25 protein-coding genes and 9 tRNA genes are annotated in these 25,967 nt (G+C 44.0%); 27 read left to right on the top strand and 7 right to left on the bottom strand.

The genetic code is table 11. The features are described 5' to 3' along the window. Nucleotides 1-122: 122 nt before the first annotated feature. From lolB to JN178_RS07435, 4 genes are all read left to right on the top strand, one after another. Nucleotides 123-752, top strand: a complete 630-nt coding sequence (gene lolB, locus JN178_RS07450) for a lipoprotein insertase outer membrane protein LolB (RefSeq protein ID WP_202264909.1) — start codon at nucleotides 123-125, stop codon at nucleotides 750-752. Continuing rightward, nucleotides 749-1,609, top strand: a complete 861-nt coding sequence (gene ispE / locus JN178_RS07445; RefSeq protein WP_202264907.1) for a 4-(cytidine 5'-diphospho)-2-C-methyl-D-erythritol kinase — start codon at nucleotides 749-751, stop codon at nucleotides 1,607-1,609. Before lolB ends, ispE begins: the two co-directional genes overlap by 4 nt. Nucleotides 1,610-1,642: 33 nt before the next feature. After that, nucleotides 1,643-1,718: transfer RNA gene (locus JN178_RS07440), tRNA-Gln, on the top strand. Nucleotides 1,719-1,751: 33 nt separating this feature from the next. After that, entirely contained in the window at nucleotides 1,752-2,699 is a 948-nt protein-coding gene (locus JN178_RS07435; RefSeq protein WP_159625344.1) for a ribose-phosphate pyrophosphokinase, read from the top strand. A gap of 76 nt (nucleotides 2,700-2,775) precedes the next feature. Here JN178_RS07435 and JN178_RS07430 read toward each other — a convergent pair whose 3' ends face one another. Beyond that, nucleotides 2,776-3,084, bottom strand: coding sequence for a hypothetical protein (locus tag JN178_RS07430; RefSeq protein WP_201283861.1), 309 nt, complete (start codon nucleotides 3,082-3,084; stop codon nucleotides 2,776-2,778). A 688-nt stretch (nucleotides 3,085-3,772) separates the two neighbouring features. On the opposite strand from JN178_RS07430, the gene JN178_RS07425 reads away from it, so the two are divergent. The 14 genes from JN178_RS07425 (at nucleotide 3,773) to JN178_RS07360 (ending at nucleotide 10,694) form a co-directional block, all read left to right on the top strand. Beyond that, the gene (locus JN178_RS07425) at nucleotides 3,773-4,228 is read left to right on the top strand and encodes a ribose-phosphate pyrophosphokinase (protein WP_202264905.1); all 456 of its coding nucleotides are present in this window, start codon (nucleotides 3,773-3,775) and stop codon (nucleotides 4,226-4,228) included. Between the two features lie 229 nt (nucleotides 4,229-4,457). Further along, nucleotides 4,458-5,084 (top strand): 50S ribosomal protein L25/general stress protein Ctc, encoded by a 627-nt coding sequence (locus tag JN178_RS07420; protein WP_202264904.1) that lies wholly within the window; start codon nucleotides 4,458-4,460, stop codon nucleotides 5,082-5,084. Nucleotides 5,085-5,089: 5 nt separating this feature from the next. Continuing rightward, entirely contained in the window at nucleotides 5,090-5,671 is a 582-nt protein-coding gene (gene pth, locus JN178_RS07415; protein ID WP_202264902.1) for an aminoacyl-tRNA hydrolase, read from the top strand. A 41-nt stretch (nucleotides 5,672-5,712) separates the two neighbouring features. Beyond that, entirely contained in the window at nucleotides 5,713-6,804 is a 1,092-nt protein-coding gene (gene ychF, locus JN178_RS07410; protein ID WP_202264900.1) for a redox-regulated ATPase YchF, read from the top strand. Nucleotides 6,805-6,943: 139 nt separating this feature from the next. Beyond that, nucleotides 6,944-7,894, top strand: coding sequence for a peptidylprolyl isomerase (locus JN178_RS07405; RefSeq protein WP_232369717.1), 951 nt, complete (start codon nucleotides 6,944-6,946; stop codon nucleotides 7,892-7,894). A gap of 334 nt (nucleotides 7,895-8,228) precedes the next feature. Beyond that, nucleotides 8,229-8,305 (top strand) — tRNA-Met (locus JN178_RS07400). A gap of 33 nt (nucleotides 8,306-8,338) precedes the next feature. Continuing rightward, nucleotides 8,339-8,423, top strand: a tRNA-Leu gene (locus tag JN178_RS07395). Between the two features lie 2 nt (nucleotides 8,424-8,425). After that, a tRNA-Gln gene (locus JN178_RS07390) sits at nucleotides 8,426-8,501 on the top strand. Nucleotides 8,502-8,536: 35 nt separating this feature from the next. Further along, nucleotides 8,537-8,621 (top strand) — tRNA-Leu (locus JN178_RS07385). Nucleotides 8,622-8,623: 2 nt separating this feature from the next. Beyond that, nucleotides 8,624-8,699, top strand: a tRNA-Gln gene (locus JN178_RS07380). A 53-nt stretch (nucleotides 8,700-8,752) separates the two neighbouring features. Further along, nucleotides 8,753-8,829: transfer RNA gene (locus JN178_RS07375), tRNA-Met, on the top strand. Nucleotides 8,830-8,862: 33 nt separating this feature from the next. Then, a tRNA-Leu gene (locus JN178_RS07370) sits at nucleotides 8,863-8,947 on the top strand. A 2-nt stretch (nucleotides 8,948-8,949) separates the two neighbouring features. Further along, nucleotides 8,950-9,025: transfer RNA gene (locus tag JN178_RS07365), tRNA-Gln, on the top strand. Nucleotides 9,026-9,287: 262 nt separating this feature from the next. Beyond that, a complete protein-coding gene (locus JN178_RS07360) occupies nucleotides 9,288-10,694 on the top strand; it encodes an alanine/glycine:cation symporter family protein (protein WP_202264898.1) in 1,407 nt (468 codons plus the stop codon). A gap of 84 nt (nucleotides 10,695-10,778) precedes the next feature. Here JN178_RS07360 and JN178_RS07355 read toward each other — a convergent pair whose 3' ends face one another. Continuing rightward, on the bottom strand, nucleotides 10,779-11,435 hold the full coding sequence (locus tag JN178_RS07355; protein ID WP_202264896.1) for a cupin domain-containing protein: 657 nt from the start codon (nucleotides 11,433-11,435) through the stop codon (nucleotides 10,779-10,781). Nucleotides 11,436-11,464: 29 nt separating this feature from the next. After that, the gene (locus tag JN178_RS07350; protein ID WP_202264894.1) at nucleotides 11,465-12,247 is read right to left on the bottom strand and encodes an SDR family NAD(P)-dependent oxidoreductase; all 783 of its coding nucleotides are present in this window, start codon (nucleotides 12,245-12,247) and stop codon (nucleotides 11,465-11,467) included. Between the two features lie 105 nt (nucleotides 12,248-12,352). Between JN178_RS07350 and JN178_RS07345 the strand changes: the two genes are divergently transcribed. Beyond that, nucleotides 12,353-12,700, top strand: a complete 348-nt coding sequence (locus tag JN178_RS07345) for a winged helix-turn-helix transcriptional regulator (RefSeq protein ID WP_202264892.1) — start codon at nucleotides 12,353-12,355, stop codon at nucleotides 12,698-12,700. 24 nt (nucleotides 12,701-12,724) lie between these two features. Here the strand turns inward: JN178_RS07345 and JN178_RS07340 are convergent, their stop codons facing one another. Next, nucleotides 12,725-13,345, bottom strand: a complete 621-nt coding sequence (locus tag JN178_RS07340; protein ID WP_202264890.1) for a flavin reductase family protein — start codon at nucleotides 13,343-13,345, stop codon at nucleotides 12,725-12,727. 145 nt (nucleotides 13,346-13,490) lie between these two features. Here JN178_RS07340 and JN178_RS07335 point away from each other — a divergent pair, with 145 nt between their 5' ends. Further along, nucleotides 13,491-14,042: an acyl-CoA thioesterase gene (locus JN178_RS07335; RefSeq protein WP_202264888.1), complete on the top strand. Its 552-nt coding sequence runs from the start codon at nucleotides 13,491-13,493 to the stop codon at nucleotides 14,040-14,042. Between the two features lie 60 nt (nucleotides 14,043-14,102). On the opposite strand, the gene JN178_RS07330 is transcribed toward JN178_RS07335, so the two are convergent. Continuing rightward, entirely contained in the window at nucleotides 14,103-16,664 is a 2,562-nt protein-coding gene (locus tag JN178_RS07330) for a TonB-dependent receptor plug domain-containing protein (RefSeq protein ID WP_202264886.1), read from the bottom strand. Between the two features lie 427 nt (nucleotides 16,665-17,091). On the opposite strand from JN178_RS07330, the gene JN178_RS07325 reads away from it, so the two are divergent. Then, a complete protein-coding gene (locus JN178_RS07325) occupies nucleotides 17,092-18,180 on the top strand; it encodes a hypothetical protein (RefSeq protein ID WP_202264884.1) in 1,089 nt (362 codons plus the stop codon). A 238-nt stretch (nucleotides 18,181-18,418) separates the two neighbouring features. On the opposite strand, the gene JN178_RS07320 is transcribed toward JN178_RS07325, so the two are convergent. Then, on the bottom strand, nucleotides 18,419-18,598 hold the full coding sequence (locus tag JN178_RS07320; protein ID WP_202264882.1) for a hypothetical protein: 180 nt from the start codon (nucleotides 18,596-18,598) through the stop codon (nucleotides 18,419-18,421). A gap of 184 nt (nucleotides 18,599-18,782) precedes the next feature. Here JN178_RS07320 and JN178_RS07315 point away from each other — a divergent pair, with 184 nt between their 5' ends. Both JN178_RS07315 and JN178_RS07310 read left to right on the top strand, forming a co-directional pair. Further along, nucleotides 18,783-18,968, top strand: coding sequence for a hypothetical protein (locus JN178_RS07315; protein WP_202264880.1), 186 nt, complete (start codon nucleotides 18,783-18,785; stop codon nucleotides 18,966-18,968). Nucleotides 18,969-18,984: 16 nt separating this feature from the next. Then, nucleotides 18,985-19,422 carry a hypothetical protein gene (locus JN178_RS07310; protein ID WP_202264878.1) on the top strand — a complete coding sequence of 146 codons (438 nt, stop codon included), beginning with the start codon at nucleotides 18,985-18,987 and terminating at the stop codon, nucleotides 19,420-19,422. A 26-nt stretch (nucleotides 19,423-19,448) separates the two neighbouring features. Here the strand turns inward: JN178_RS07310 and JN178_RS07305 are convergent, their stop codons facing one another. Further along, entirely contained in the window at nucleotides 19,449-20,000 is a 552-nt protein-coding gene (locus JN178_RS07305) for a carboxymuconolactone decarboxylase family protein (RefSeq protein WP_202264875.1), read from the bottom strand. A gap of 155 nt (nucleotides 20,001-20,155) precedes the next feature. On the opposite strand from JN178_RS07305, the gene JN178_RS07300 reads away from it, so the two are divergent. The 4 genes from JN178_RS07300 (at nucleotide 20,156) to JN178_RS07285 (ending at nucleotide 25,849) form a co-directional block, all read left to right on the top strand. Further along, on the top strand, nucleotides 20,156-20,755 hold the full coding sequence (locus tag JN178_RS07300; protein WP_202264873.1) for a TetR/AcrR family transcriptional regulator: 600 nt from the start codon (nucleotides 20,156-20,158) through the stop codon (nucleotides 20,753-20,755). Nucleotides 20,756-20,922: 167 nt separating this feature from the next. Further along, nucleotides 20,923-21,648 carry a TetR/AcrR family transcriptional regulator gene (locus tag JN178_RS07295; RefSeq protein WP_202264871.1) on the top strand — a complete coding sequence of 242 codons (726 nt, stop codon included), beginning with the start codon at nucleotides 20,923-20,925 and terminating at the stop codon, nucleotides 21,646-21,648. A 14-nt stretch (nucleotides 21,649-21,662) separates the two neighbouring features. Beyond that, nucleotides 21,663-22,760 carry an efflux RND transporter periplasmic adaptor subunit gene (locus tag JN178_RS07290; protein WP_202264869.1) on the top strand — a complete coding sequence of 366 codons (1,098 nt, stop codon included), beginning with the start codon at nucleotides 21,663-21,665 and terminating at the stop codon, nucleotides 22,758-22,760. Nucleotides 22,761-22,762: 2 nt separating this feature from the next. After that, the gene (locus tag JN178_RS07285; RefSeq protein ID WP_202264867.1) at nucleotides 22,763-25,849 is read left to right on the top strand and encodes an efflux RND transporter permease subunit; all 3,087 of its coding nucleotides are present in this window, start codon (nucleotides 22,763-22,765) and stop codon (nucleotides 25,847-25,849) included. Nucleotides 25,850-25,967 lie beyond the last annotated feature (118 nt).

The following is a 25,967-nucleotide window of genomic DNA, read 5'->3' as shown; positions in this document are numbered from 1 at the left end:
GTGCTGGCAACGTCGGAGCGGCATTGTACGAAAAAGCCAAAATGATTGAAAGTGTTGGTGAAACTGTGTTCCCATATTGTTACTACTATTTGTATTAATATTAATCAGGCGCATTTACTGAAATGATTCGCATTCTATTTTTATGTATCAGCACGGTTATTATGCTAAGTGCGTGTACCACTGCACCAAAAGGGCCACAGCACACGGTAAACCTTACTGCACAACTACAAAAAGTTGCCGAAGTTAACAAATGGCAAATGCGTGGCAAAATTGCATTTCGTCAGGGTAAAGAAGCGGCGAGTTTAAATCTAGTTTGGAAAAACGATTCTGGTAATTTCGAATTTCGATTAGCAAATTTTCTTGGCGTCACCATGGTCGACCTTAATGTTACCGATAATAAATCCGTGTTAGAGGCCGATGGTGAAACTTACATTGACGCTCAACCAGAACCGCTTATATATAATATTACTGGCATGATCATTCCAGTAGACTCTCTGCTCTCTTGGGTCAAAGGCCTTCCTCTTGAAAACGATTCTTATACGCTTACTGAAAAAGGCTTAGTTAATACTTTAGAAAGTACGTGCACCTTATGCCGAAACTGGAAAGTAAGTTATGGCAACTATGGAAGCGTTAAAACAGCAACCAGTGACAACGTTTGGCTTCCACATAGTATTACACTTACACAAGAACAAACTGAAAACACACCGAAAACACAACTTAAAATAAAAATTTACGAGTGGACGCTCAATTGAAAACACAAGTAAACACAAAAGACTGGTGGCCTTCACCTGCCAAGCTCAATCTTTTTCTCCATATTCTTGGTCGCTACGAAAATGGCTATCATCAGCTACAAAGCTTATTTCAAATGCTCGACTACGGTGACAAGCTCGCCTTTACTATCGCTCAAAATTCAACCACAAAAATGGCCACACCGTTACAAGGCGTTGCCGATGACGACAACCTTATTATAAAAGCAGCACGTTTATTGGCAGAAACAACTCAATGCAAGCTGGGCGCAACAATAACACTTGATAAATGTCTCCCAATGGGCGGTGGCATTGGAGGTGGTTCATCAAATGCAGCGACCACCTTAGTTGCACTCAACCACTTGTGGAACACGGGTTTAAGTGAAGATGAGCTGGCAGCTCTGGGATTATCACTTGGTGCCGATGTACCTATTTTTGTAAGAGGGTTAACGGCATTTGCTGGCGGTGTTGGAGAGGAAATTACCCCTGCACCACAACCTGAGATGTACTATTTAGTTGCCAACCCTAATGTGCATGTGAGCACGGCACAAGTGTTCACAGCACCTGAATTGCCAAGAAATACCCCTGCAATACAATGGCAAGATTATAAATTCGAAAAAACTCACAATGATTGTCAGCAATTAGTCGAGAATCGCTATCCTGAAGTTGCAAAATTATTACAGTGGTTGGTACACTACGCACCGTCGCGAATGACGGGCACAGGTGCCTGCGTGTTTGCCACTTTTTCTGACCGCGCTTTAGCCGAGCAAGTTCAAGCAGAAATGCCTGATAATTGGCAGAGCTTTGTCGCAAAAGGTGTGAACCGCTCACCACTATTAGATAAATTAGAACAACAAAAATAGCGTGTACGCCACATCGGACAAGAACTTAAAAATTGGGGTATAGCCAAGTTGGTAAGGCAGCGGGTTTTGATCCCGCCATTCGTAGGTTCGAGTCCTGCTACCCCAGCCAAACCTCTTTTATCAACGCACTGAGGAACCACTTGTGCCAGATATGAAGCTCTTTGCAGGTAATGCCGTACCAGAACTTGCCCAGAAAGTTGCCGATCGCCTCTATACCAAACTTGGAAATGCCAAAGTTGGCCGTTTCAGTGACGGTGAAATCAGCGTAGAAATTCATGAAAACGTCCGTGGCTCGGACGTTTTTATTATTCAGTCTACCTGTGCACCTACTAACGATAACCTGATGGAATTGATCGTGATGATCGACGCATTGCGTCGCGCATCAGCTGGTCGTATCACGGCAGTGATCCCTTATTTTGGTTATGCACGCCAAGACCGTCGTGTTCGTTCAGCTAGGGTACCAATCACTGCGAAAGTAGTGGCTGACTTCCTGTCTAATGTTGGTGTTGACCGCGTTCTTACTATCGACCTCCACGCCGAGCAGATTCAAGGGTTCTTTGACGTTCCTGTAGATAATGCGTTCGGTACGCCTATCCTTCTTGCTGATATGGTAAGAAGAGATTTTGTAGACCCGGTTGTTGTATCACCTGATATTGGTGGTGTTGTACGCGCTCGTGCAACGGCTAAGCTACTTAACGATACTGATCTTGCCATTATTGATAAGCGTCGCCCTAAAGCGAACGTCGCTCAGGTAATGAACATCATTGGTGATGTGAAAGACCGCGACTGTATTATTGTCGACGACATGATTGACACAGGCGGTACGCTGGCAAAAGCAGCGGAAGCGTTGAAAGCGCATGGTGCTCGAAAAGTATATGCTTATGCTACTCACGCTATCTTCTCTGGAAATGCTGTAAACAATCTTAAAGAGTCTGTGATCGATGAAATTATTGTGACTGACTCTATCCCACTAAGTGCAGAAATGCAGAAAATGGGTAAAGTTAAGCAACTTACGTTGTCTGAGATGCTTGCAGAAACCATTCGACGTATTAGCAACGAAGAATCTATTTCAGCGATGTTTGAGTACTAATTGCACTTGATGTAAGCAAACAGCAAAAAGGCGAGCATGGCTCGCCTTTTTTAATTGCATTCGCGAATGCAGCCCATTAGTTATCGTCGGTATCGTCATCTTCTTCGGGCATTTCAACATCAACTACCGGAACTTCCACTTCTTTAGTAACAGTACGCACTTCAACATCAGCTGTTTCTACTTCGTACTCGGGAAGTTCACCACCATCGACATCGACCGTTGGCATTTCTCCGTCCTCTGTTTTAACGACTTCATACTCAGGAATTTCGCCTGCATCAACGTCAACATCTGGCATCTCACCATCTTTCGTTTTATTTACATCGCACGCGCCCAGAGTAAGCGCAAAACTTGAGATTGCTAGAATTTTACCTAAATGTTTCATCATTTTCTCCTTACCGTATTGTTTCGCTGCGCTTATACATCCATGCACAGAAAATAAGGTATTGTGCTAAATAGCCCTTGAACCCAAAAACATATTTTGGGTTTAACACGGTTGTGCGACCTTAAAGACACCCTACCTTTCTTTGACAAAACGATTGTTGCAGTCATTATACCAAAGTGAATTACGTCTCGATTCTTATGAGATTCAAACGAATCTCGCCTGCTAAAAAATTTGCATTCAAAAAAGTGATAAAGAAGAATACTTTTTCTATGTATTACTCGCGTGCATCACAACGCTAACCTACTGATTAAATTGCGTTTAAACCCTTCCCCGTCAATTAGATAGCGACGACTTCAACGTTACAAAAGACACAATAATACAGACTTTATTTTGTGACCTGCATCAGGCAAATAGAGGTTAGTGACAAGATAATACAGGTGTGATTTGAAGTGATTTTAACCGGCTGTTAAGAAATGGTTAAGGTCACAAGTGTATAATATGGTGTTAATAAATGTAGAAATTACTCAAGCTGAAAAAGAAGGAATGGCGTTTTACTCAATGCTTATCGCGCTAAACATATTTTGCCTCCACCTTCACTTTCTGCTAACACTATAGCCAAATAGTAGGTAAACACCTACCAGCTCGGTTGTTAATGTGTACAGCCGTAATTCTATTTACAAAAGGAAGAGAAATGAAAATATCCTCGCTATGTCTAATTACTGTAGCGACATCAACTCTGCTACTGTCTGGTTGCAATAATAAAGAAGAGAATGGAGACGCTACTGTGGCTGATAAAAAAGAGATGCAGAGTAATGCCGAAAGCGCCAAACCTAAAGCGCTAGAAGCAGAACTCGTCAAGCAAAGTGCGGCAATAGAATCGTCAAAAACGCAATCTGTCACACTCACAGGCTCTATTATATATAAAGAGCTGGAAGGCGGTTTTTATGCCTTTATTGCCGAAAACGGCGACCGCTATACCCTACATGGGCTAGACGAAACCTATCAAAAGAATGGGTTAATTGTCGAAGTTAATGGTGTTACTAAGCCCGATGTAATGACATTCACTCAATTCGGTACCGTATTGCAAGTAAACACTATCAAGGTACTTGATACCAGTAAGGTAATTGATAACATTCAAACACAATAAACACATTATATAATGTTGCATCCGCATGAATAGTGCGATGACAAGCGCCTTAGTAGGCGCTTTTTGTTTGCTAGCAATTGTATGTTTGTAGTTGTGGTGTTAGAATTCGCCGCCCTTGAAATTCGAGGGGGTGTAATGACGTGCTTTTTGAGTACGGATAAACACAATTTAACAGTAGGTTTTGGTCGCAAAAACCTACACCATTAGACTTTATAATTGGAGACAGACAATGTCTGAAGCAATTTTTAACCTAGACGCATCTGTTCGTACAGACCTAGGGAAAGGTGCGAGCCGCCGCCTACGTCGCGAAGATAAGCTTCCAGGTATCATTTACGGTGGTGAAGAAGCGCCAGTTTCTATCACGCTTGCACACAACAAAGTATTTCAAGCTTCTGAATTTGAAGCGTTTTACTCACACGTTCTTACTTTGAATGTAGACGGTAAAGCAACTGAAGTTCTTGTTAAAGATATGCAACGCCACCCGTACAAGCCTAAGATCACTCACATCGATTTCCAACGTGTAATCGCTGGTCAAGCTGTACACACTAACGTTCCAGTTCACTTCATCAACGAAGAAAAATCTGCAGCGGTTAAAGCTGGCGGTGTTGCTGAGCATCACCTAACAGAAATCGAAGTGACTTGTCAGCCTAAAGATCTACCAGAGTTCATCGAAGTAGACATGGCAGGCGTTGAAATGGGTCAAACACTACACTTGTCTGACCTTACACTTCCAGCTGGCGTATCTTCTGTTGAACTTGCTAAGAACGACGAAGCTCACGACCTAGCGGTTGTAACTGTTAAGCCTGCTAAAGGCGCAGCAGCTGAAGACAGCGAAGAAGAAGCTACTGAGGAATAATCCTCTTGGCTGATATTCGCCTTATCGTGGGTCTGGGTAATCCAGGCCCCGAATACGACAATACCCGACACAATGCCGGTGAATGGTTTCTAAACCAACTTGCCGACACCTATAACGCCTCGCTAAAACCAGAAACAAAATTCTTCGGTAAAACAGCTCGTATTACGATTGCTGGCAAAGATATTCGTTTGCTCTACCCCACTACCTTTATGAATAAAAGTGGACAGGCGGTTGCAGCACTTGCAAACTTTTACCGAATAGAACCAGAACAAATACTAGTAGCGTTTGACGAACTCGATTTACCACCCGGTGTAGCAAAGTACAAAGTAGGTGGTAGCTCTAGTCAAAATGGCGTGCGTGACATTGTGGCTAAAATGGGTAACAACAAGAATTTTTTGCGCTTGCGTATTGGTATTGGTCACCCAGGACATAAAAGCCGAGTTACAGGCCACGTGCTAGGTAAGCCGCCAGCAGATGAGAAAGCAGCCATTGACAGCGCCATTGATGAAGCGGTTCGCTGCACCGAAATTCTGCTTAAAGAAGACCTAAAGCAAGCGCAGAACAGGTTACACTCGCATAAAGCGTAACCGATTAACAGTGATTACTTTTCCAGACAAGGATCCATACCATGGGTTTTAAATGCGGTATTGTTGGCCTACCGAACGTAGGTAAATCAACACTTTTCAATGCATTAACTAAAGCGGGTATTGAAGCGGCTAACTTTCCCTTCTGTACCATCGAACCGAACACTGGTGTAGTACCTGTACCAGACCTTCGTTTGGACAAGCTAGCTGAAATTGTAAATCCTCAGCGCGTTATTCCTACCACGATGGAATTCGTAGACATTGCTGGGTTAGTTGAAGGCGCGTCTAAAGGTGAAGGTCTTGGTAACAAGTTCTTGGCTAACATTCGTGAAACTGACGCCATTGGCCATGTAGTTCGCTGCTTTGACGATGAAAACATCGTGCACGTTGCTGGTCGCGTTAGTCCGAAGGACGACATTGACGTTATCAATACCGAGTTAGCACTTGCTGACCTTGAAACAACTGAAAAAGCGCTTCACCGTGTAGCAAAACGTGCTAAAGGTGGTGACGCAGACGCCAAGTACGAAATGAAAGTACTTGAGAAGATTAAGCCGCATCTTGACGAAGGCTTATTGCTTCGTTCACTTGAGCTTTCAAAAGAAGAACTGGCAGCTATTAGCTACATGAACATGCTTACGCTTAAGCCTACCATGTATGTAGCGAACGTTAACGAAGACGGTTTTGAAAACAACCCATATCTTGATCAAGTTCGCGAAATTGCAGCAGGTGAAAATGCGACTGTAGTGGCAGTGTGTGCTGCTATTGAAGCAGACATTGCTGAACTTGAAGATGACGAGCGTGAAGAATTCATGCAAGACATGGGTTTAGAAGAGCCAGGCCTTAACCGCGTTATTCGCGCAGGCTACAGCCTACTTACGCTGCAAACCTACTTTACTGCTGGTGTAAAAGAAGTGCGCGCATGGACCTTCCCTGAAGGCTCAACTGCACCACAGGCAGCAGGTAAAATTCACACCGATTTCGAAAAAGGCTTTATTCGTGCGGAAATCGTAAGCTACGACCACTTCGTAGAATTTAACGGTGAGCAAGGAGCCAAAGACGCGGGTAAATGGCGTTTAGAAGGTAAAGACTACATTGTAAAAGACGGCGATGTTATCCACTTCCGCTTTAATGTATAAAAGCGTTACCTTGATGTGTGAACATCAATAAAGCAGTATTTTTAAAGCCACCTGTTAAGGTGGCTTTTTTGTTTTAAGTTTGAGCAAACCTAAACACCCTGATATAAAAGTGTTTTCACGTCTCATCAACGGAAGCGAAATGAGTAGAAACACCGTATCTGACAAAAAAGCAGTCACCATTAAGCGTTTTACGCTAAAAACACTTATTATGATGTCGTTGGGCATGTCATTAGCAACGCTACCCGCGCTTGCTTCTGAACCTAGCGAGAAGTTGGCAAAAACAAGCCAATCCACTGTGAACAGCAACACCGGTAAGTGGTTTGAAGTCGCTCAACAACAAACCGTCACGTTTACTACACCATTAGGTGATGTGGTTATCGCGCTACACCCTGCCCTTGCACCTAAACATGTCGCTCGATTTAAAGCGCTGATTAACGCTAAGTTTTACGATAATCAACATTTTTACCGCGTTGTTGATGGCTTTGTCGCACAAGCAGGAAGTAATGACAGTCATGATGCGACTAAATTCGACCCTGCACTTTTGTCCAATATTGACGCCGAATTTACGCAACCCCTTTCTGGGAATGTAGTATCGATTGAAAACAAAGATATGTTTGCCCCTGAGACCGGTTTTTTGGACGGGTTTGCTGTGGGCATCGACAAAAATAAGCAGCAAATGTGGGGGCTGCACTGTCCTGGAGTCGTTGCATTTGCGCGTAACAGCGAAAAAAATACCGCGAGTACTGAGTTTTATATTGTGATTGGTCAAGCGCCGCGACATTTAGACCGAAACATGTCTGTGGTAGGCCGCGTTGTTAAAGGCATGGATGTATTGCAAAAACTGCCGAGAGGAAACCTTGCAAATGGCGGCGTACTCGATACATTGGTGGAAAACAGCACTATCCTTAGCGCAAAAGTACATGGACTTCAGGATTCCCCGTACTTTATACAGACCACAAACAATGAAGAATTTAAACAGCGCACCCACATAGGCAGAACGCTCGACAACCCGTTTTTTCACGATAACAGTTACGGCCCTCGCCCAATTGACGTGTGCTATCACCAAACCAAAGCGACAACGACACCATAAACGTAATTATTTTGATGAGCATAGAATTGCAATACGGCTTCAATAATACGAGGCCGCATTTTAACCTAGTGGTTTAGCACTCATATATTGTATAAAAGTCAGCCGACAAGCTTTGTAGGTTATGCCAGCCACTGCGCTTTTGGCAATTCACGAACTGCATTATTTTGCGGTAAGAATCTCTCAAGTTGTTCAAATTCGCCACTTTTTGAGTGATATTCATACCCCAGCGAACACTTAATAAGCATTTAGAAAAAGTTAGTAAAAAAGGGGTTGACGGTTGCCAGTCATATACGCATAATACGCGCCACTTCCTGAGAGGGAAGAGAAGTAAAGAGGCTACGTAGCTCAGTTGGTTAGAGCACATCACTCATAATGATGGGGTCGCAAGTTCGAATCTCGCCGTAGCCACCACTTCTCTATTATTTCTTAGGAAAGTTTAGCTGCGCGGAAGTGGTGGAATTGGTAGACACGCTGGATTTAGGTTCCAGTGCTTCACGGCGTGAGAGTTCAAGTCTCTCCTTCCGCACCAATTGGGGTATAGCCAAGTTGGTAAGGCAGCGGGTTTTGATCCCGCCATTCATAGGTTCGAGTCCTGTTACCCCAGCCATTCTTTTTTAAAAGAATATTACAGCTAACGTCTACGCGGAAGTGGTGGAATTGGTAGACACGCTGGATTTAGGTTCCAGTGCTTCACGGCGTGAGAGTTCAAGTCTCTCCTTCCGCACCAATTGGGGTATAGCCAAGTTGGTAAGGCAGCGGGTTTTGATCCCGCCATTCATAGGTTCGAGTCCTGTTACCCCAGCCAAATTCTTGAGAAGCCGCTCTGTGAGCGGCTTTTTATTGAAAATAAAAGTTTTAGGCTACGTAGCTCAGTTGGTTAGAGCACATCACTCATAATGATGGGGTCGCAAGTTCGAATCTCGCCGTAGCCACCACTTCTCTATTATTTCTTAGGAAAGTTTAGCTGCGCGGAAGTGGTGGAATTGGTAGACACGCTGGATTTAGGTTCCAGTGCTTCACGGCGTGAGAGTTCAAGTCTCTCCTTCCGCACCAATTGGGGTATAGCCAAGTTGGTAAGGCAGCGGGTTTTGATCCCGCCATTCATAGGTTCGAGTCCTGTTACCCCAGCCATATTCTTGAAAAGCCGCTCTTTTGAGCGGTTTTTTATTTTTTGCTATAAACAAGTTCAAAACTTAATAGCCACTCGTTTTTTTCTTCCCCCATTTTGCATTTTGTCATGCTAGTATTGAGTTTTTATGACTAATGGACCTTCTCTTTTCCATACTAAGTCTCTGGTAAACACTTTCTAAATACACGCTTCGTAAAGGAATAGTGTAACGAAAACGCCATTGAATAGTATCTGAGTCCTAATAACAATAACGAAGGAAAGTGCGTGATCAACGAACTCGTTTCTATTGTAAACAACGTGTTGTGGGGAGATGGCCAAGTACTTATTATCATGCTTCTGGCATGTGGTATTTGGTTTACGGTAAAGCTTGGCGGCGTGCAACTGCGACACTTTGGCCATATGTTTTCCCTGCTAAAAGGCAGTAATACAGCAACGAAAGACGGCATAAGCTCGTTTCAGGCACTCTGTACAAGTTTATCCGCTCGCGTCGGAACCGGTAACTTAGCGGGTGTCGCTGTTGCCATATCTTTAGGTGGCTCTGGCGCCATATTCTGGATGTGGATGATCGCACTTTTAGGTATGGCAACGGGCTTTGCCGAAAGTGTGCTAGGCCAACTTTACAAAGTACGCGATGAAAACGGCGAGTTTCGTGGCGGCCCCGCCTATTATATCAAGCAGGGCTTAAATAAAACCTGGCTTGCTGTTGCATTTTCTTTGTGTCTTTTCTTCGGCTATGGGTTTGTATTTAGCGCCGTACAGGCCAATACCATTACAGATGCACTTAACAACGCTTATGCATTTCCAAGTGAATACGTAGGTGTTGCTATTATTGCCTTAGCAGCACTTATCGTTGTCGGTGGTTTACGCGGTATCGCGCGCTTTGCAGAGTATGTTGTGCCTTTCATGGGTATAGGTTACGTATTAGTGGCACTTGCTATTACCTTTATCAATATTTCAGAACTGCCTGCTATGCTTCTCGATATCGTTAAATCAGCATTTGGTTTACAAGAAGCCGGCGCTGGTGCACTTGGCGCGGCGATTAAAAATGGTATTCAGCGCGGTTTGTACTCTAACGAAGCCGGAAGCGGCTCTGTACCTCATGCTGCAGCCAGTGCAGTGCCTAACCCTAACCACCCTGTTTCTCAGGGTTACATTCAAATGCTAGGCGTATTTTTGGACACCATGGTGCTGTGTACCGCCACCGCATTTATTATTTTACTTGCTGGCGGCTCAAGCTCAGAGCAAATGGAAGGTATTCGCCTAACGCAAGACGCCATGAGCAGTCATTTGGGTGAAGGGGGAACAGACTTTGTTGCCGCTGCCATTAGCTTATTTGCCTTTACTTCTGTGGTAGCAAACTACGCCTATGGCGAAAGTAATCTGCACATGTTTAAGCTAGATAACCGCGCTGGGCGCGCTGCTTATACCATTGGTTATTTAGGAATGATTTATTGGGGTGCGCAGGCAGCACTGCCACAAGTGTGGGCAATGGCAGATATGGCGCTAGGCTTAATGACGGTGATTAACATTATCGCTATCGTGTGGATGACGCCGACTATTGTTTCTATCAGTAAAGACTACTTCAAGAAAAAAGACAGTGGCGAGAAAGTGGAATACAAAGCGGGTGACTGTGAAATACAGGGCAAGTCTGAAGATGGAGTGTGGGACTAACACGCTCTAGTTAACGACTAGAAAAGGAGGCGAAGGCCTCCTTTTTTTGTTTTAGGTACTTGCCGTAATAGACAAGGCGGAATTTCACAACGCGACTGGCAAGTGTCCAGTCTTAACCCAAATCACTGTTTCTTCCTCAACGAAGGGGTGGTGTTGACTCATATGAGGGCTTCGAAGCCAAGTACCTTGAGGATAGCTACCATGTTCATCTTTAAACGTGCCAGACAGCACAAAGATTTCTTCGCCACCAAAATGTCGGTGAGGTTTAAACACTTCATTCGCTGGCCATTTTACCAACGCTACACTTTCATGCTCAAACTGATGCAAAGGCATCACCTGTAAACCACCCTGCCCCTGAAGCCATGGTGTCGTGTTCGTATTGACTCTCACCTCTTCAAGGTCGCGCTTATCAAACTGGTTTAGCTTCACCAAAATTACGCACCCTTCTTTACTAAAAGGGCTGTGCTTGCTCCCAGGCGGGTTGCGAATATAAGTCCCTGCGGGATAGTCGCCATGTTCGTCAGAAAACACGCCTTCAAGTACAAAGATTTCTTCCCCTAACGGATGGCTGTGTTGTTTAAAACTGGCTCCTGCTTCGTACTTCACTACGCTGGTTGTATGGCCTGACTCTTTCGCTTCACGCTCAAGGGGCTTACGCCAAACCGTGCTTGACGGCGACGCCTGCCATGGCTCACTTTGCGTTTCAATAGCGAGTCGTATGTCAAAATTCATGTTTAGCATAAGCTACCTTCTTGTTTATATTACTTCGCTTAATTTCTACCGGCCATCACGCCGCCATCTACATCGATAATGGCACCAGTTGTCCAACTTGCTTGGTCAGACAGTAGAAAAGCAATACTGCTGGCGACATCGTCTGGTGTACCTATACGTCCAATTGGATGAAAAGCATCAAAAGAAGCAAGTACTTCATCTGTTTCATTTGCTGGAATAAAGGCATTGTAAATGGGTGTTTTTACCACCGCTGGCGAAACAGCGTTAACTCGAATATTATCGTCAGCAAGCTCCATAGCAAGGTGTTGCGTCATCGCATGTAAACCTGCTTTTGCCATTGAGTACGCAGACGATGGCGTAGCTTTAACCGCTTGTTTTGCCCACATAGAGCCGACATTAACGATATTACCGCCACCCGCATTTTGCATAGCAATAGCTACCGCTTGCGTAATGAAAAACACGCTCTTATTAAGTGTATGGTATTGATCATAGTCACTTGGGGTATGTTGCGTAAAGGCTGTCGGATTAAAATAGCCAGCTGCATTAACCAAATACTGATACGGTGTAGCTTGCGCTTTTACGTGTGTAACTAACGCTTCCACATCGCTATCTTTATATAAATCAGCGCTCAATGAATCTACAACCACTCGACTATCTTGAACTGCGTCTTTAAGCGTTGCGACAGCACGCTCAAGCTTTTCGGTATTTTTACCTACTATGGTCACACTTACGCCGCTACTCACTAAACTGACAGCTGTTGCTAAACCGATACCACTTGAACCACCTACAATTAAAGCTTTACCACTAAATGAAAACGTCATAATAACTTTCCTTCAAATTGAAAATTCGTGGTAACCTTACGCTTCAGATAAGCCAATGAATAGTAAGTATAATTTGGTACGGTAGGTACTTTTTGGTACATCTTTATGAATACTAAAGAAAAACAAATTGAAAGAAAGTTGCCGCCTCAAGACAGCGCGCGCATGGTCGAAACCATTTACGGCTGCAAATGGTCGCTTACGGTGTATCAATTGTTGGCTAATGGCGTCAATCGGCCTGGGGAAATGGTACGCTCGGTTGAAGGGTTAAGTACAAAAGTGCTCAATCAGTGTCTAAAGCGCAATGTGGATTTTGGCATACTTAAAAAACAGGTCTACCACGAATTACCGCCTAGAGTGGAATATGAAGTTACGCCTTTTGGTGAACGCTTTTTATCAGTACTAGAACAGATTGAGGCCTTACAAGAAGACCTCACGAGCACTGCCGAAAATTAGGCGTCTTTGCCTATTGTAACGCTATTATTGTGGCCTCAGCATTTCAAAGTAATCTGCTTCACTGATGCTATAGTAGTCACCTGCACCACCACCGCGCATAACAGGCTCGCCTTTTAGCGTTTTATACACGCCGTTTTCAATCAGCGATTTATCAATATGCACGCCCACCACTTCCCCCATAATAAACCAGCTATTTACGGCATCTCCTTGTGCATCTTTTAGTTGAACAATGTCAGTCAACTTACATTCCATGCTCACAAGGCTCTCTTTTACGCGGGGTACGGATACGACTTTACTGTTGACAGTTTTAAGCCCTGAAATTGCAAATTCACTTTCTTCAGGGGGTACGGGCTTGCTTGTTTGATTCATTGCCTGTGCCAGCGGCTTTGACACCAAGTTCCAACAAAATTCACTGGTTTCTTGCACATTGACTAAAGAGTCTTTTTTTCCACCTACGCAAGAAAAACCAATAATAGGGGGCGTATAATTAAGGGCATTAAAAAAACTGTATGGCGCCAGGTTAAGCACGCCTGCTTTGGACTGTGTTGAAATCCAGCCAATTGGACGCGGCGCAATGATGGCGTTAAATGGATCATGGGCTAAGCCATGTCCATGCTGCGGTTCATAAAAGTGAAAATTAGCCAAGAAAACTCCTTATTGATAAATGCAGCATAAAATAGGATGCAACGTCGTCAATTTACGTTACTTGCAAACATATCGCATGTCGTGCTTACTGTAATACTATACTGAACTTATATGTACGCTAATTCATTTAAATTCAAGGTGATCAATGAACGCAAGAACCGTCGCATTTTCACGAACTCGTCTTACCGAGCTCATGGTCCCCTCTTTCGCTAATTTTGGTGGCAAAGTACATGGCGGCGTTATTCTTTCGCTAATGGATAAAGTCGCCTATGCATGTGCTAGCAAACATGCGGGAGCGTATTGTGTAACGGTTACCGTTGATGGCGTCGAATTCTTGCAGCCTGTGGAGGTCGGCGACCTTTTGCACTTAGACGCAACCGTTCACTACGTGGGTAACACCTCGTTAGTGGTAGGTATAAAAGTAACCACTGAGAGCATCAAAAGTAATGAAGTTAAACATACTAATAATAGCTTTTTTACCATGGTGGCTAAAAACGACACTGGCGAGCCTGTAACGGTGCCAGAACTTGAACTTTCTACGCAACAGGAGATTCGCCACTTTGTGACAGCGATACGTAGAAGTAAGATGCGAAAAGAATCACAAGCTCGTCTTCAGCAAGACTACGACGCTTTTATCCCTGACGATGATGTTGCTCTTTTAGCGACACACCGCTGCTTAATTAACCTTAACCAGTAAAAGCCGCAATGAAAAAAGGCCGATACAAGGTATCGGCCTTTAGCGTGCTGCACGTGTTGTTTAGAAAGCGTAGTTCACTTTTGTGTAAACAAAACGACCTGTGAACCCATAAGGTGAAAAACCTGAATACGGGAAGATGTTTGAGAATGTAGTCACATCGTCAACGAGATTTCTTGTCGCTTCTGGATATACATCAAATAGGTTATTCGCCCCTACTGAAACGCTCAAACCATCGGTGATTGCAACGCGAACATCAAGATCAGTGATCCATTCTGATGGAATAATCTCGTTGCGCGCTTCAATTGAGCTAGGATCTTCAACCTCACCATAGCGCGTAGTGCGCAAGGTAGCGTTATAACGGTCATATGACCATGTTACCCCAAGGTTTACCTTACTCTCCGGTGACGCTGTTTCAAAGCGACGAAGCTCAACATCATTGAACAAATTGCTTTGGTCGAAACCTGCACCTTGCAATACTTCTGGTGCATCAAGAATGTCAGTTACTTCATTATCATTGAAGTTAATACCTACGTTAAAATTAAACGCACCTAGATTTGATGTATTCAACGTATAGGTCGACACAATATCAACACCTTCGGTACGTGAATTAATCGCATTTAGGAAGAAACGCGCACGGTTAGCGCCAGTACCCGCCAACAATGCTTCAATAGCATCACCTGATAGGTTATTAGACAGTACAATTCTATCGTCAATATCAATACGATAAAAATCAACCGTTAAGTTAAAGTCTGGTGTCGGAGAGTAAGTAAAACCGGCACTGAAGTTATCTGATTCTTCCGCATCCAAGCCCGGGCTACCTAACGCTTGCGCAACATCGCTTGACGGTGCAAATGTACCGGTTTCAGTGGGTACGCCATCAACAAATACCGTAGCAATAGAAGTGAAGTATTGCTGTTGCAGTGATGGTGCTCTAAACCCTGTCGAGACAGATGCGCGCAGTGCAAATGCATCGGTTAACGTTACACGGTGAGACATTTTCCAATTAAACGTACTACCAAAGTCAGAATAATCTTCGTAGCGCCCAGCCATTGCGACATTCCAATTTTCAACAACATCGGCTTCTAGGTCTACGTAAAAACTGTAATTATGACGACTATTGTCGCCCGCAGACGCTGGCGTGAACCCTGGGAATACCTGAGAACCCGCGGCACCAAATGGGCCATTTACAGGGTCAGTTACCGCCCCGCCTGGGCCAAACGTACCACGAATGTAAGAGTTTTCTTCACCTGCAGTAATGTCGTAGCTTTCTCGACGATATTCAGCGCCCATTGCAAAGTTCATCTCGCTGTAGAAATATCCGGTATCAAGCAAGCGAGATGCATCAGCATTAACAATTGTAGTGGTATATTCTAAAGCCCCTGCGTCGAAACGGGTTTGGCTACTTGGGCCTAATGAGGTGTTTAAGCTGTTGACCACACTGTACTCAAGCTCATTGCCGCCATGAGTAAGCGACAAATCATAATTCCATACATTGCCATAGCCCTTAATGCCGGCAAGCACTGACATGTCTGTAATATCAGTTTGAATGGATGGCAAGAAACCGTTTGGATAGATATCGAGTACATTTCGGCTATCTTGGGCACGACGATAAAAGCCGCCACCGATAGAATCGCGAGTACTCACCCCCGCTGTGGCATAGAATTCAGCATTGTTAGACACGGCTTTACCTGCATTAACAAATAGCGCGTAGTCTTCAACTTCACCATTGCCATACACATGGTTATAGCGATTTACTGTAAGCTCTCGTTCATCCAGCGCGCCGTTTTCATCACGGGCGTAATTTTCCCTAGGGTCAAAGTCTGCGCGGTTTGATTGGCCTCGGTCGCGGTACTCCGCCGAAATATTAACAAAGCCGTCATCACCCCATTCAAACCCCATATTGCCACGCAATGTAAATGTTTGGCCATCAGTGAGGTCACGGTCTGAACCGGTGTTAAATGCTAAATTCCCCTCTGTGTCAACACTGACACTCTCTAAATTCGCAACCCCATCCATAGACGTAACATTCGCGCCGTAGGTCGCAGATACGTCACCGCCTTCGCTGGCATCCTTTAATACGATATTAATAACACCTGCAATGGCGTCTGAACCGTATTGTGCGGCAGCACCATCACGCAATACTTCAATGCGCTTAATCGCGTTAGCTGGAATGGCGTTTAAATCAACCGCAGACGAGCCACGCCCCACTGAACCATTTAGATTTAGCAATGCAGAAGTATGGCGTCGTTTTCCATTCACCAACACGAGTGTGTGATCAGGCGCCAAGCCTCGAAGCTGAGCAGGACGCACGTGGTCGGTACCATCAGTAATTGAGGGTTGAGGAAAGTTAAAACTTGGCAGTAATGTATTGAGGATCATGTTGGTCTCTGTGAGACCTGTTGCCTCAATAGAAGACGAATCGATGATATCAATTGGAACTGGTGAGTCGTTAACCGTACGACCTACACGACGTGAACCGACAATTTGTATTTGTTCGACGTCTTGTTCATCAATGGAGGTTTGCTCCTGTGCGAACGCACTAGAAGAAAACGGCATGCCTGCCATTGCACCAGCAATTAAGGAAAACTTGAAAACCGAAGCGTTAAATTTTGCCTGTTGCATTGTGATGTTCCTGAATGTTGTGAATTTTATTCAAAGCGCAGTGTGTTTTCACGCTTGCACATGATCAACTTTCCCTTTCGGCTACTTGTTAAAGTAGCCACTACAAAGTGGTCAAAGCTGATTTCTTTTTTCTGTCGTTGGAGTACTGTTAAATGCTAGGCGCGTCTGAACAGACTTATTATTGTTAGAAGTGAGGAGTCACTAGCATTAGCGTGAGTAAATCATAAATCAAATTACACATACAAGACTAAAGTTGTAATAAATTCTTAACTTCTGCTTACACTGAAACACACCGCACGGTAATATTGTAAAAATGTGGGAGTTATTGTCTATTTTTCAGCATCTTCATGCATTTTGAGATCGGCTTAAAATAAACACTACATCAGTAAAATCAATCAACTTGGAAAAGTGGCAGCATCAATCAATTATGAAAGCACTCGTGCTAACAGGGCAAAATCAATATCAGGTCGTTTCTTACTTTTTAGACGGTATCGCCCACGATTTAACGTTACTTGGCTATGATGTTGATTTTCTCAATGTGCAAAGCGAGTCGACAATCAAAGATGGTCTAGTTCACATATTACCTTTGAATGACTATGACATGATCTTCAGCTTCAATGGTGTTGGCCTTGGGGAAGTTTCTGAAAACTACAACACATTAGACTACGCAAAAGAAAAGCCCCTCTACGTATTCTGTGTCGACAACCCAATTCATTTAATGTTGAGATTTTTTGGTCAACCGGTAAAGGTGCTGTGCGTGGCGCAGGAGCACGAAGCTTTCCTACGCGCATGTGGTGTCGAGGCATATTACTTTCCTCATGCAGTACCATCCAATTTTACAGTTCCATCTAGTCAGCCTGCTTCTGATACTTGTGCTATACCTCTTCTTTTCCCAGTGTCCTTTATAGACAAAAAGGCGTTTAAGAAGGAATTAGCACCTGTATGGGGTAAACTTGGGCAGGTCATTGAAGCCAGCCATACTGTCACTGACTTTCTTCAATTTATTGGTGTTATGCCCTCACCACAGGGTCCAGCCCGAACGCAGCTAAATGAAATGATTTTGCGGATTTCGGCAACGGTAGATAAATACCTGCGCGCCAAACAGCGAGAGGCCTGCCTTATTGACTGTGCAAATCAGAATCGAAGACTAACGGTAATTGGGAGAGATGTTACACGCTACAGTGAAGTATGTGACTTTCATCAATACAAAGATAGTGTGTCGTTTTCTGAACTCCTGTCTTTAATAGCACAATCTGATTTTGTTGTGCATCAATCACCAGGTTTTGAAAGAGGTTTGCATGAAAGAGTGCTTTATGCGCTAGCCTCTGGCACGGGTGTATTGTCGTATCACGCGCAATTTGCTGAGTCTATATTTGCAAACAAGGGCGTTTTTGGCTTCGAACACACCTTACCCATGGCAACAGATAGCACTTATTTAGAAGCAGTAAAAAAAGGACAAGAAACCGTGCTAACACAACACACGTGGCACAATCATCTTGCGCTTTTACTAAAATGACAGATTGATAATAAAAAGAGCGCCCATCGCGCTCTTCAAAACTAATAAGCTCAAGTCGTTTCGGCAATAAAGGGGTAGCCGAAAAAATTGACTGCCTATTTCGCCTTTTTTAATTTCTTTTTCAATTTCTTAAGCTTCCCTTCTTGCTTTGAAATTTTCGCTTTTGTCACTTTAATCTCTTTCTTAAGCTTTTTAACTTTAGCCATTGTTCTATCCTTATTTTCAGTGTTTTGCTGACTTACAGCGTGTTTTGTTCATTGTGTTTAGCAATGAACTCGCGAATAAAGCGGCGTACTTCACGTGCAGCTGACGTATCGAGATCTTCGCATAACGAAATAAACTCAGCGCGTTCTTGATCATTGATGCGAATAATCATCTGACTATTCTTTTTCTTCTTTTTGCTATTTTTATCAGGCACTGACCACTCCACGCGCTATACACCATCCATTCGGTATACAAAACATATATGCAACGTATATACATTTCAAGTGTTGATTTTGTATTGTGTTTTCGCTATTCATAAAAAAGTAACACTCATGTAATGAGATTGTCTTTTCGATTCGACAAAGTGAAAACCCAATAAGCAGTAAAAGAAGCGCTTTATGATTAATACCGAATCTTCCTCTCACCTTTCTTGTTTCATTGAAGCAATCGCTATTGCAAAGCACACAGCATGCACAAGTTGTGAAGACCTAGTGCAACAGCTTCAAGAAAAAGGTTATGAGGACATTGTTACTGTAGATACAGTCAATGAATTACGCTCACAGCTAGCTTGGGTGACACAGTAAGCTAAGGAGCTATCGTGTGACGCAGTTTATACCTCACGGTGAAGTCGCTGTAACCCGTGACGGAAGAATTATGACGGTAGAAGGCCGCGGGCCTTGGAATTTAGAAGCAGTGAAACGCTCCGAGCAGGCTGCACAAACTATTCTGCAAGATTTGTCGGATGGACCTTGGGGGGTGGTTATCGTAATTTACGGTGAACCTATTCATGTTCCAGATGCAAAAAATCGTCTAGTAGAATTAGTCAAACAAGATATCGAAAACGGTCGAGTGGCCACGGCATTGGTTGTTGGAGAATGTGACTCTCCAAACTTTGCCAAAAATCATTTAGGCAGCATATACCAAGACGCCGGTGACAACTTGGCATTCTTTGAAGATGTAACACAGGCGAGAAGCTGGGTACAAAAACAAATCGAAGAGACTGGCGGTAAAAAGCTAATTACTAAAAACGGAAGCTAGGCTTCCGTTTTCACTTAGTAAACTTCTTACTTCGGTGACCAATCGAACTTTTTAAACGGCTCATCCACTGGCGTATCGGCCAGGTGATTCGTGTAATTACTCATTACCTTCTGTGCAAGAATAAGGATAATTTCTAGCAACTGTTGATGAGAATAGCCCGCATCATAAAATGCGCTCAATTGAGCTTGGTCTATATGTCCTCTCCCTCGCGTTACAGCAAGAACAGTTTCTTTTAGCGTATTAAGTTTTGTATCAGACAAGGTTTCGTCATTGCGAAGCTCTTCAATAAGGTCATCGCGCACCTTCATGCTTTTTGCAATGCCAGTATGGGCAGGCACGCAATAATGACAAGCATGCTCTACATTTACCACCTGCCAAACAACGGTTAGTTCTTCTGCGTTAAACGACGTTTCTTGTGCAAGCTTATGAAGTACTTGATAGCCTTCTAGCAACGTTGGAGCCTCTGCCATTACCGCATGCAAATTAGGAATCATGCCAAACGCTTTCTGCGAATTATCAAGTAGCGGCTTTGCTGCTTCAGGGGCTGTTTCTTTTTTATGTAACGTAAAATCGCTCATGTCACTCTCCTATCGATGTGAACAAAAAATCGAGATGCCGGTATGTACCACCACTCTTCTATACTGTACTGATGACAATAATAGGTTTACTTGAACGATCGTTCAAGTAATAATTGAACACATGTTCAAAACTTTCGTGAATAAGGTATGCGCCAATGAAATATGACCAAGACGATATTATCGAAAAGGCTACTGCTCTTTTTTGGAAACGAGGTTTCCAAGCAGCCGGAATGCGTGATATTCAGCAAGCTTTGGACATGAGACCAGGCAGCATATACGCGCGTTTTCAAAGCAAAGAAGGCCTTTTCAAATTGGTCGTCGATAAGTATGCGCAAGTAAGCCAGCAAAAGCTTAATGCTGTCGCTGAATCATCTTCGCCGCTTCAAGCGCTTCGCTCTTTTTTTGAAGATTCACTTGTTCATCCAAATGAGCAGCGCTATATGCGCCAATGTCTTTTAGTGAAATCTATCGCTGAACTCGACTTAATTGGTGAGATGGCCAAAAAGGCCGTACTGGAGGGCATGGAGAATGCAAAGGTCTGTTTCGAGAACGTAGTGGCCTCAGCGATAGATAAAGAGGAACTGCCTGCACATACGCCAGTTAAGCTCGCTGCAGACTGGTTACAAAATCAGTTTGTCGGCCTACGAGCATTTGCACTGATGCAAGAAGACACTGACAAGATCCAATCAATGATCGACAAAGTGCTGCTCGATCTTAAAGGTCAATGGCCCTCTAGTATTGAATCTAGCCATTAAGCAAACCTAAACCGATACATTTAGCACCACAAACTAGGTGACAAAACACACTTTTGGACTATACTTGAACTTCATTCGAACATTATTCGAATGGTACTCAAGTGTATCTCAAGGCATAAGTCACAAGACTATGCTTATCATTATTTAGTTCAAAAAGTGATTTAGTCATGGCACCAGCCCCCAAATTTAGCGTTGAAGAACAACAAGTAAAAATAGTAAACGCTGCTATAGAATGTATTCTGACGTCCTCTGTTACCAGCTTTACAATGGCAAACGTTGCCGCAAAAGCAGAATTATCTATGGGTTCTGTCTACAAACACTTTCAGTGTAAAGAAGATATTGTCATGGCGCTTGCACACCAATCTTTTTCTCATATTTCTTCCGTCTTTCAACGCGTTTTTGATCTTGCTCTTACTACTCCTGAGAAAGTCATTGCTATTTGCTTGCTCTCTCCAGAAAAAATGCAGTGCTTCCCATTTGCTAATGAACTCGAGTCTTTTGCTACCAATGATGCGGTCATCCAAAAAGCTTCAGCGCAATGGACTCAAAAAATGATAGATGCAGGTGCGCGATGCGAGCAGACGTTTAAAGCGCGTTTATCAGAGGGCATTACGGCTGACGAGTTTAAAGACGCGGTTAATGTTGAAGAGTTTATAGAAGAAATAACCGTTAGTGGGTGGGCAATGAACGTTGGTTACGAGCAAGTATTACGCGTTCAACAGTCGCGACAGATTGTCGAGGGCACAGCATCAATTATGGCGCCCCTTTCTCCTTCAGACCCACTTATTCGCAGTATGATACGCCTCATAAATAGTTACCCATGGCGTCACCCGCTCACACAAGACGCTGTAACTCGCGTCGTGAATCTGCTTACAGAATTACATTTTCGCTAATTGAGACCACTATTATGAATATTAAACGCTGGCTTATCAGTATCGCGCTTATCTTTGTTGTGATTGCCTCTTTGGGGTTTGTGAAGTTTCAACAAATTCAGGCAGCCATTGCTTTTGGAGAATCGTTCCCCGAACCATCGGGAAGTGTACAAAGTGCCTTTGCAAAAATTATGGAAATTGAAAATAGCTACGAGGTCATCGGTGAAGCAAAAGCGCCTAAATCGCTGCGGATAACCACAGAATATGCAGGCCCTATTATTTACGTTGGTTTTGCGCCAGGCGATAAGGTAACACAAGGACAAATACTGCTGCGTCAAGATAGCCAGATTGAACGCGCTAACTTAAAGGCAGCGAAAGCAAGATTAGCGTTAGCAGAAGCGCAGTTTAAACGGCAGGCCACACTACTTGCCCAAAATCGCACAAGTCAAAATGACGTTGATATGGCACAAGCCGATAAGTCTATCGCAGAAGCGGAAGTGGAAAATCTTTCTTCTGTTATTCAAAAGAAAACCCTTGTAGCGACTTTTGACGGAATGGTAGGGCTTGAAGACTATCAGGTTGGCCAGATGCTTGATGCTAACACGCAAATAACCGAGATTGTAGGCACTAGCGATAAGATATGGATAGATTTTGCTTTGCCCCAAACCGCGCTGCAGCCAAGCATTGGCGATATGATAACCGTGTCGACCATAGGCCAATCAAGTACTGCATTGACTGCCAGAATTATTGCGAGAACCCCGACAGTTAACAGTACATCGCGACAAATTGTGTACCGAGCACTTCTGGATAATAGCAATAATGCGCTAAGCCCCAATCAAATGGTTAGCGTTACAGTGATCGGCGCGCCGGGCAAGCATGTTATTGTGCCTACCACATCCATTTATCGCGACCACACAGGCAACTATGTTTATGCGTTAAAGCGTGATAGCAACAATGATTGGCGTGCCCACCCTATTAAAGTGCAACTTGGTCAAAGAATAAAAGACAGTCAGGTCATATTAAGCGGCCTTGCCGGTAATGAGTTTATTGCAACAGAGGGCGCATTCAAACTTTCAGAAGGCCTATTGGTTTACACGCAAGCGACCAAAGCCGAGAGCGAAAGTGGAGAATAACCATGAGTATGCCCAACGATAATAAGCCCTCAATAATGGACGCCTTTGTAACGCGACCAGTGCTTGCCATTGTCCTTTCGATATTGATTTTATTAGCGGGGCTTAATGCCGCGAATACAATTTCAGTACAACAATATCCCAAGATAAAAAGTGCATCACTGGTTATCAATACGGTCTATACCGGCGCGTCTGCAGAAGTGGTTAAAGGCTATGTAACCGAGCCCATCGAACGTGTTACCTCAACCGTACCGGGTGTTGACTACGTTGATTCTGTGACAACCGCAGGATTAAGCAAAGTTACCGCGTGGCTAGAGCTTAATCATGACACTACAGATGCACTGTCAGATCTGACAACGAAACTTAATCAGATTAAATTCGAGCTTCCCACTGGTGCAGAGGATCCTGCTATCGATATTGTTCGAGCAGACAGTCCTTATGCCGTGTTTTATCTCGATGTGGAAGCAACCAATGAAACTCGCAGTGAAGTCAGTGACTATCTAATCCGCAATGTTGTACCGGTACTTAACGATATCAATGGCGTACAAAAGGTAACACTTGAAGGTGGTCGTAATCCGGCAATGCGAGTGTTGCTAGACCCCAACAAATTAGCTGTGTACGGGTTGAGTGCAAATGAAGTTTTCAGTGCTCTACAATCCAATAATACGATAGCTACCTTGGGCTACAGCGAAAATAATCAGCAACGCATTGATTTAATGGCTAATACTAACCTTGCGTCTGTTGAAGACTTTGAGAGATTGATCATACGAGACGATGCGGGTAGCCAGTTAACGCTTAGCGATGTCGCAGATGTCACGCTAGGTGAAGCCGAGGGTATAGTCACCGCGCGTTTAGACGACAGAACAACGGTATTTCTTGCTGTTTGGGCACTGCCAGGCGCTAATGAAATAGATATTGGTGACGCCTTGTACAAAAAGCTTGATGCCGTTAACGCCACACTACCTGAAGGAATGCACATCACTACGGGCTACGATGGTACGCTTTACATGCGAGATTCCATCAAAGAGATATTTACAACCCTTATTGAGACAGTACTGCTAGTGGGAATTGTAATTCTGTTAATGATGGGCTCATTTCGAACAGCATTGGTACCATTGGTCACTATTCCTATTTCTGTTTTAGGCGCAATTGCTGTCATCTCAGCAATTGGTTTTTCACTAAACCTGTTGACCATCCTTGCAATTGTTCTATCGGTTGGCCTTGTTGTTGATGACGCTATTGTTGTGGTTGAGAACGTCGCACGTCACATGCGCGAGGGAAAACCTCGAATTCAAGCAGCGCTGATTAGTTCACGACAGTTATTAATCCCCGTGATCGCAATGACATTAACCCTAGCCGCAGTCTATGCGCCTATTGGATTTTTAACGGGCCTTACCGGTTTCTTATTTAGAGAGTTTGCGTTCACCTTAGCCATTGCCGTGTTAATTTCCGGTGTAGTTGCAGTAACCTTGTCACCTATTATGAGTGCATACGTAAACCCTGAAGGCGGCAAAGAAGGCCCGTTTACCAGAAAGGTCAATAGCTATTTCGACAGTTTACAACGTGGCTATCAACGCGTACTCGCTCACTGCTTTAATTGGCGTGCTCAAATTACCTTAATTGCTATTGTATTTTCGTTGTTGAGCGTCCCCTTTTATATGCTGTCACAAAAGGAACTCGCGCCCACAGAAGATCAAAGCGCCATCAATGTAGTGGTAGAGGCCCCACCAGAATCATCTCAGCAATATACTTCACAGAGAATGAATGACACCGTTGAAGTGTTAAACGCATCTGAGGGCGCAAAATTTACGTGGCAAATACTTACTGCATCAGCAGGGTTTGGTGGTGTTGAACTCGCTCCATTTGAGGAAAGAGAGCACTCCGTTCACGATATGATTTACGACCTTTACGGTCGATTAGGAAGCGTAACCGGGCTTACCTTGTTTCCCATATTACCCGCCTCACTGCCGACCGCCGGGCAATTTGATGTTGAAGTAGTATTTCGCACTACTGACGACCCTGTCACAATGAAAGAGTATGCAGATAAAATTATCAGCCAAGCAAACGCTTCGGGTAACTACCTGTTTGTTAATACCGACTTAAAAATCGATTTACCTCAGGCCGAACTCAAAATTAACAAAGCCCTACTAGCCGATTTGGGCCTATCGGTTCAAGAGGTCAATGACCAACTCAGCGTATTGATGTCGACCAACTTTGTTAATTACTTCAACAAGGAAGGAAAGGCATATCGAGTAATTCCCATTGTTAATGATGACAGTCGCTATAATCCTGAATTGGTACTTGATATGAAAGTACGTACTGACTCAGGTGCACTCGTACCGGTTTCGTCATTTGCTTCTCTGGACACCTTTACCAGCCCGCGCGTTCTGGGCTCATTTAACCAGCAAAGTTCATTCAGAATACTGGCAGGTGTCTTGCCTCACATCACCAAAGAGCAAGGGCTTAGCACCATAGAATCTATCGCCGTAGATATTCTCCCCCCCTCTTATTCAATAGACTACGCGGGAGAATCTAGGCAGTTGCGCAAGGAAGGCAACACCATGTTAGGGGTGTTGGGCGTTGCGCTGATCATTGTTTACTTCTTACTAACCATTCAGTTTAACAGCTTCAGAGATCCCCTTGTTGTTCTGCTTGGTTGCGCACCACTAGCACTTGCTGGCGCATTAATGCTGCCATTTTTGTCACTCACAACCATTAATATTTACAGCCAAATTGGTCTGGTCACGCTAATTGGTCTTATAGCCAAAAACGGTATCTTAATTGTTGAGTTTGCCAATCAATTACAGCTAACGGGCAAAAGTAAACTTGATGCTGTTAAAGACGCTGCAGCTACTCGACTCCGTCCCATTTTAATGACAACGGGCGCCACTGTATTAGGTCACTTCCCGTTGGTATTGGTAACAGGTGCGGGGGCCGAGGCACGAAACAGCATCGGTATCATACTTGTTGCGGGCATGCTGATTGGTACGTTCTTTACACTAATCGTGTTACCGCTACTTTATGAAAAGCTGGCTACTAATCACCAGCAAGCTCCTCATATTGCCGAGCCGCAACTACGACAGGCAGCCTAACACTCCATTTCAAGTGCTCAGCATTCGCTGAGCACTTTGTTTTAAATCTGCTGTCCTCACCGGTCCAACATCGCGGTTACTTGCTCTGCCGATGAGTATCTAGAAGTTCATCGCGCCG

The sequence above is a fragment of the Alteromonas sp. KC3 genome, from assembly GCF_016756315.1.
GTDB lineage: Bacteria > Pseudomonadota > Gammaproteobacteria > Enterobacterales > Alteromonadaceae > Alteromonas.
Note: the sequence above shows the minus strand (reverse complement) of the source record. Positions and strands in the feature narration are given on the sequence as shown.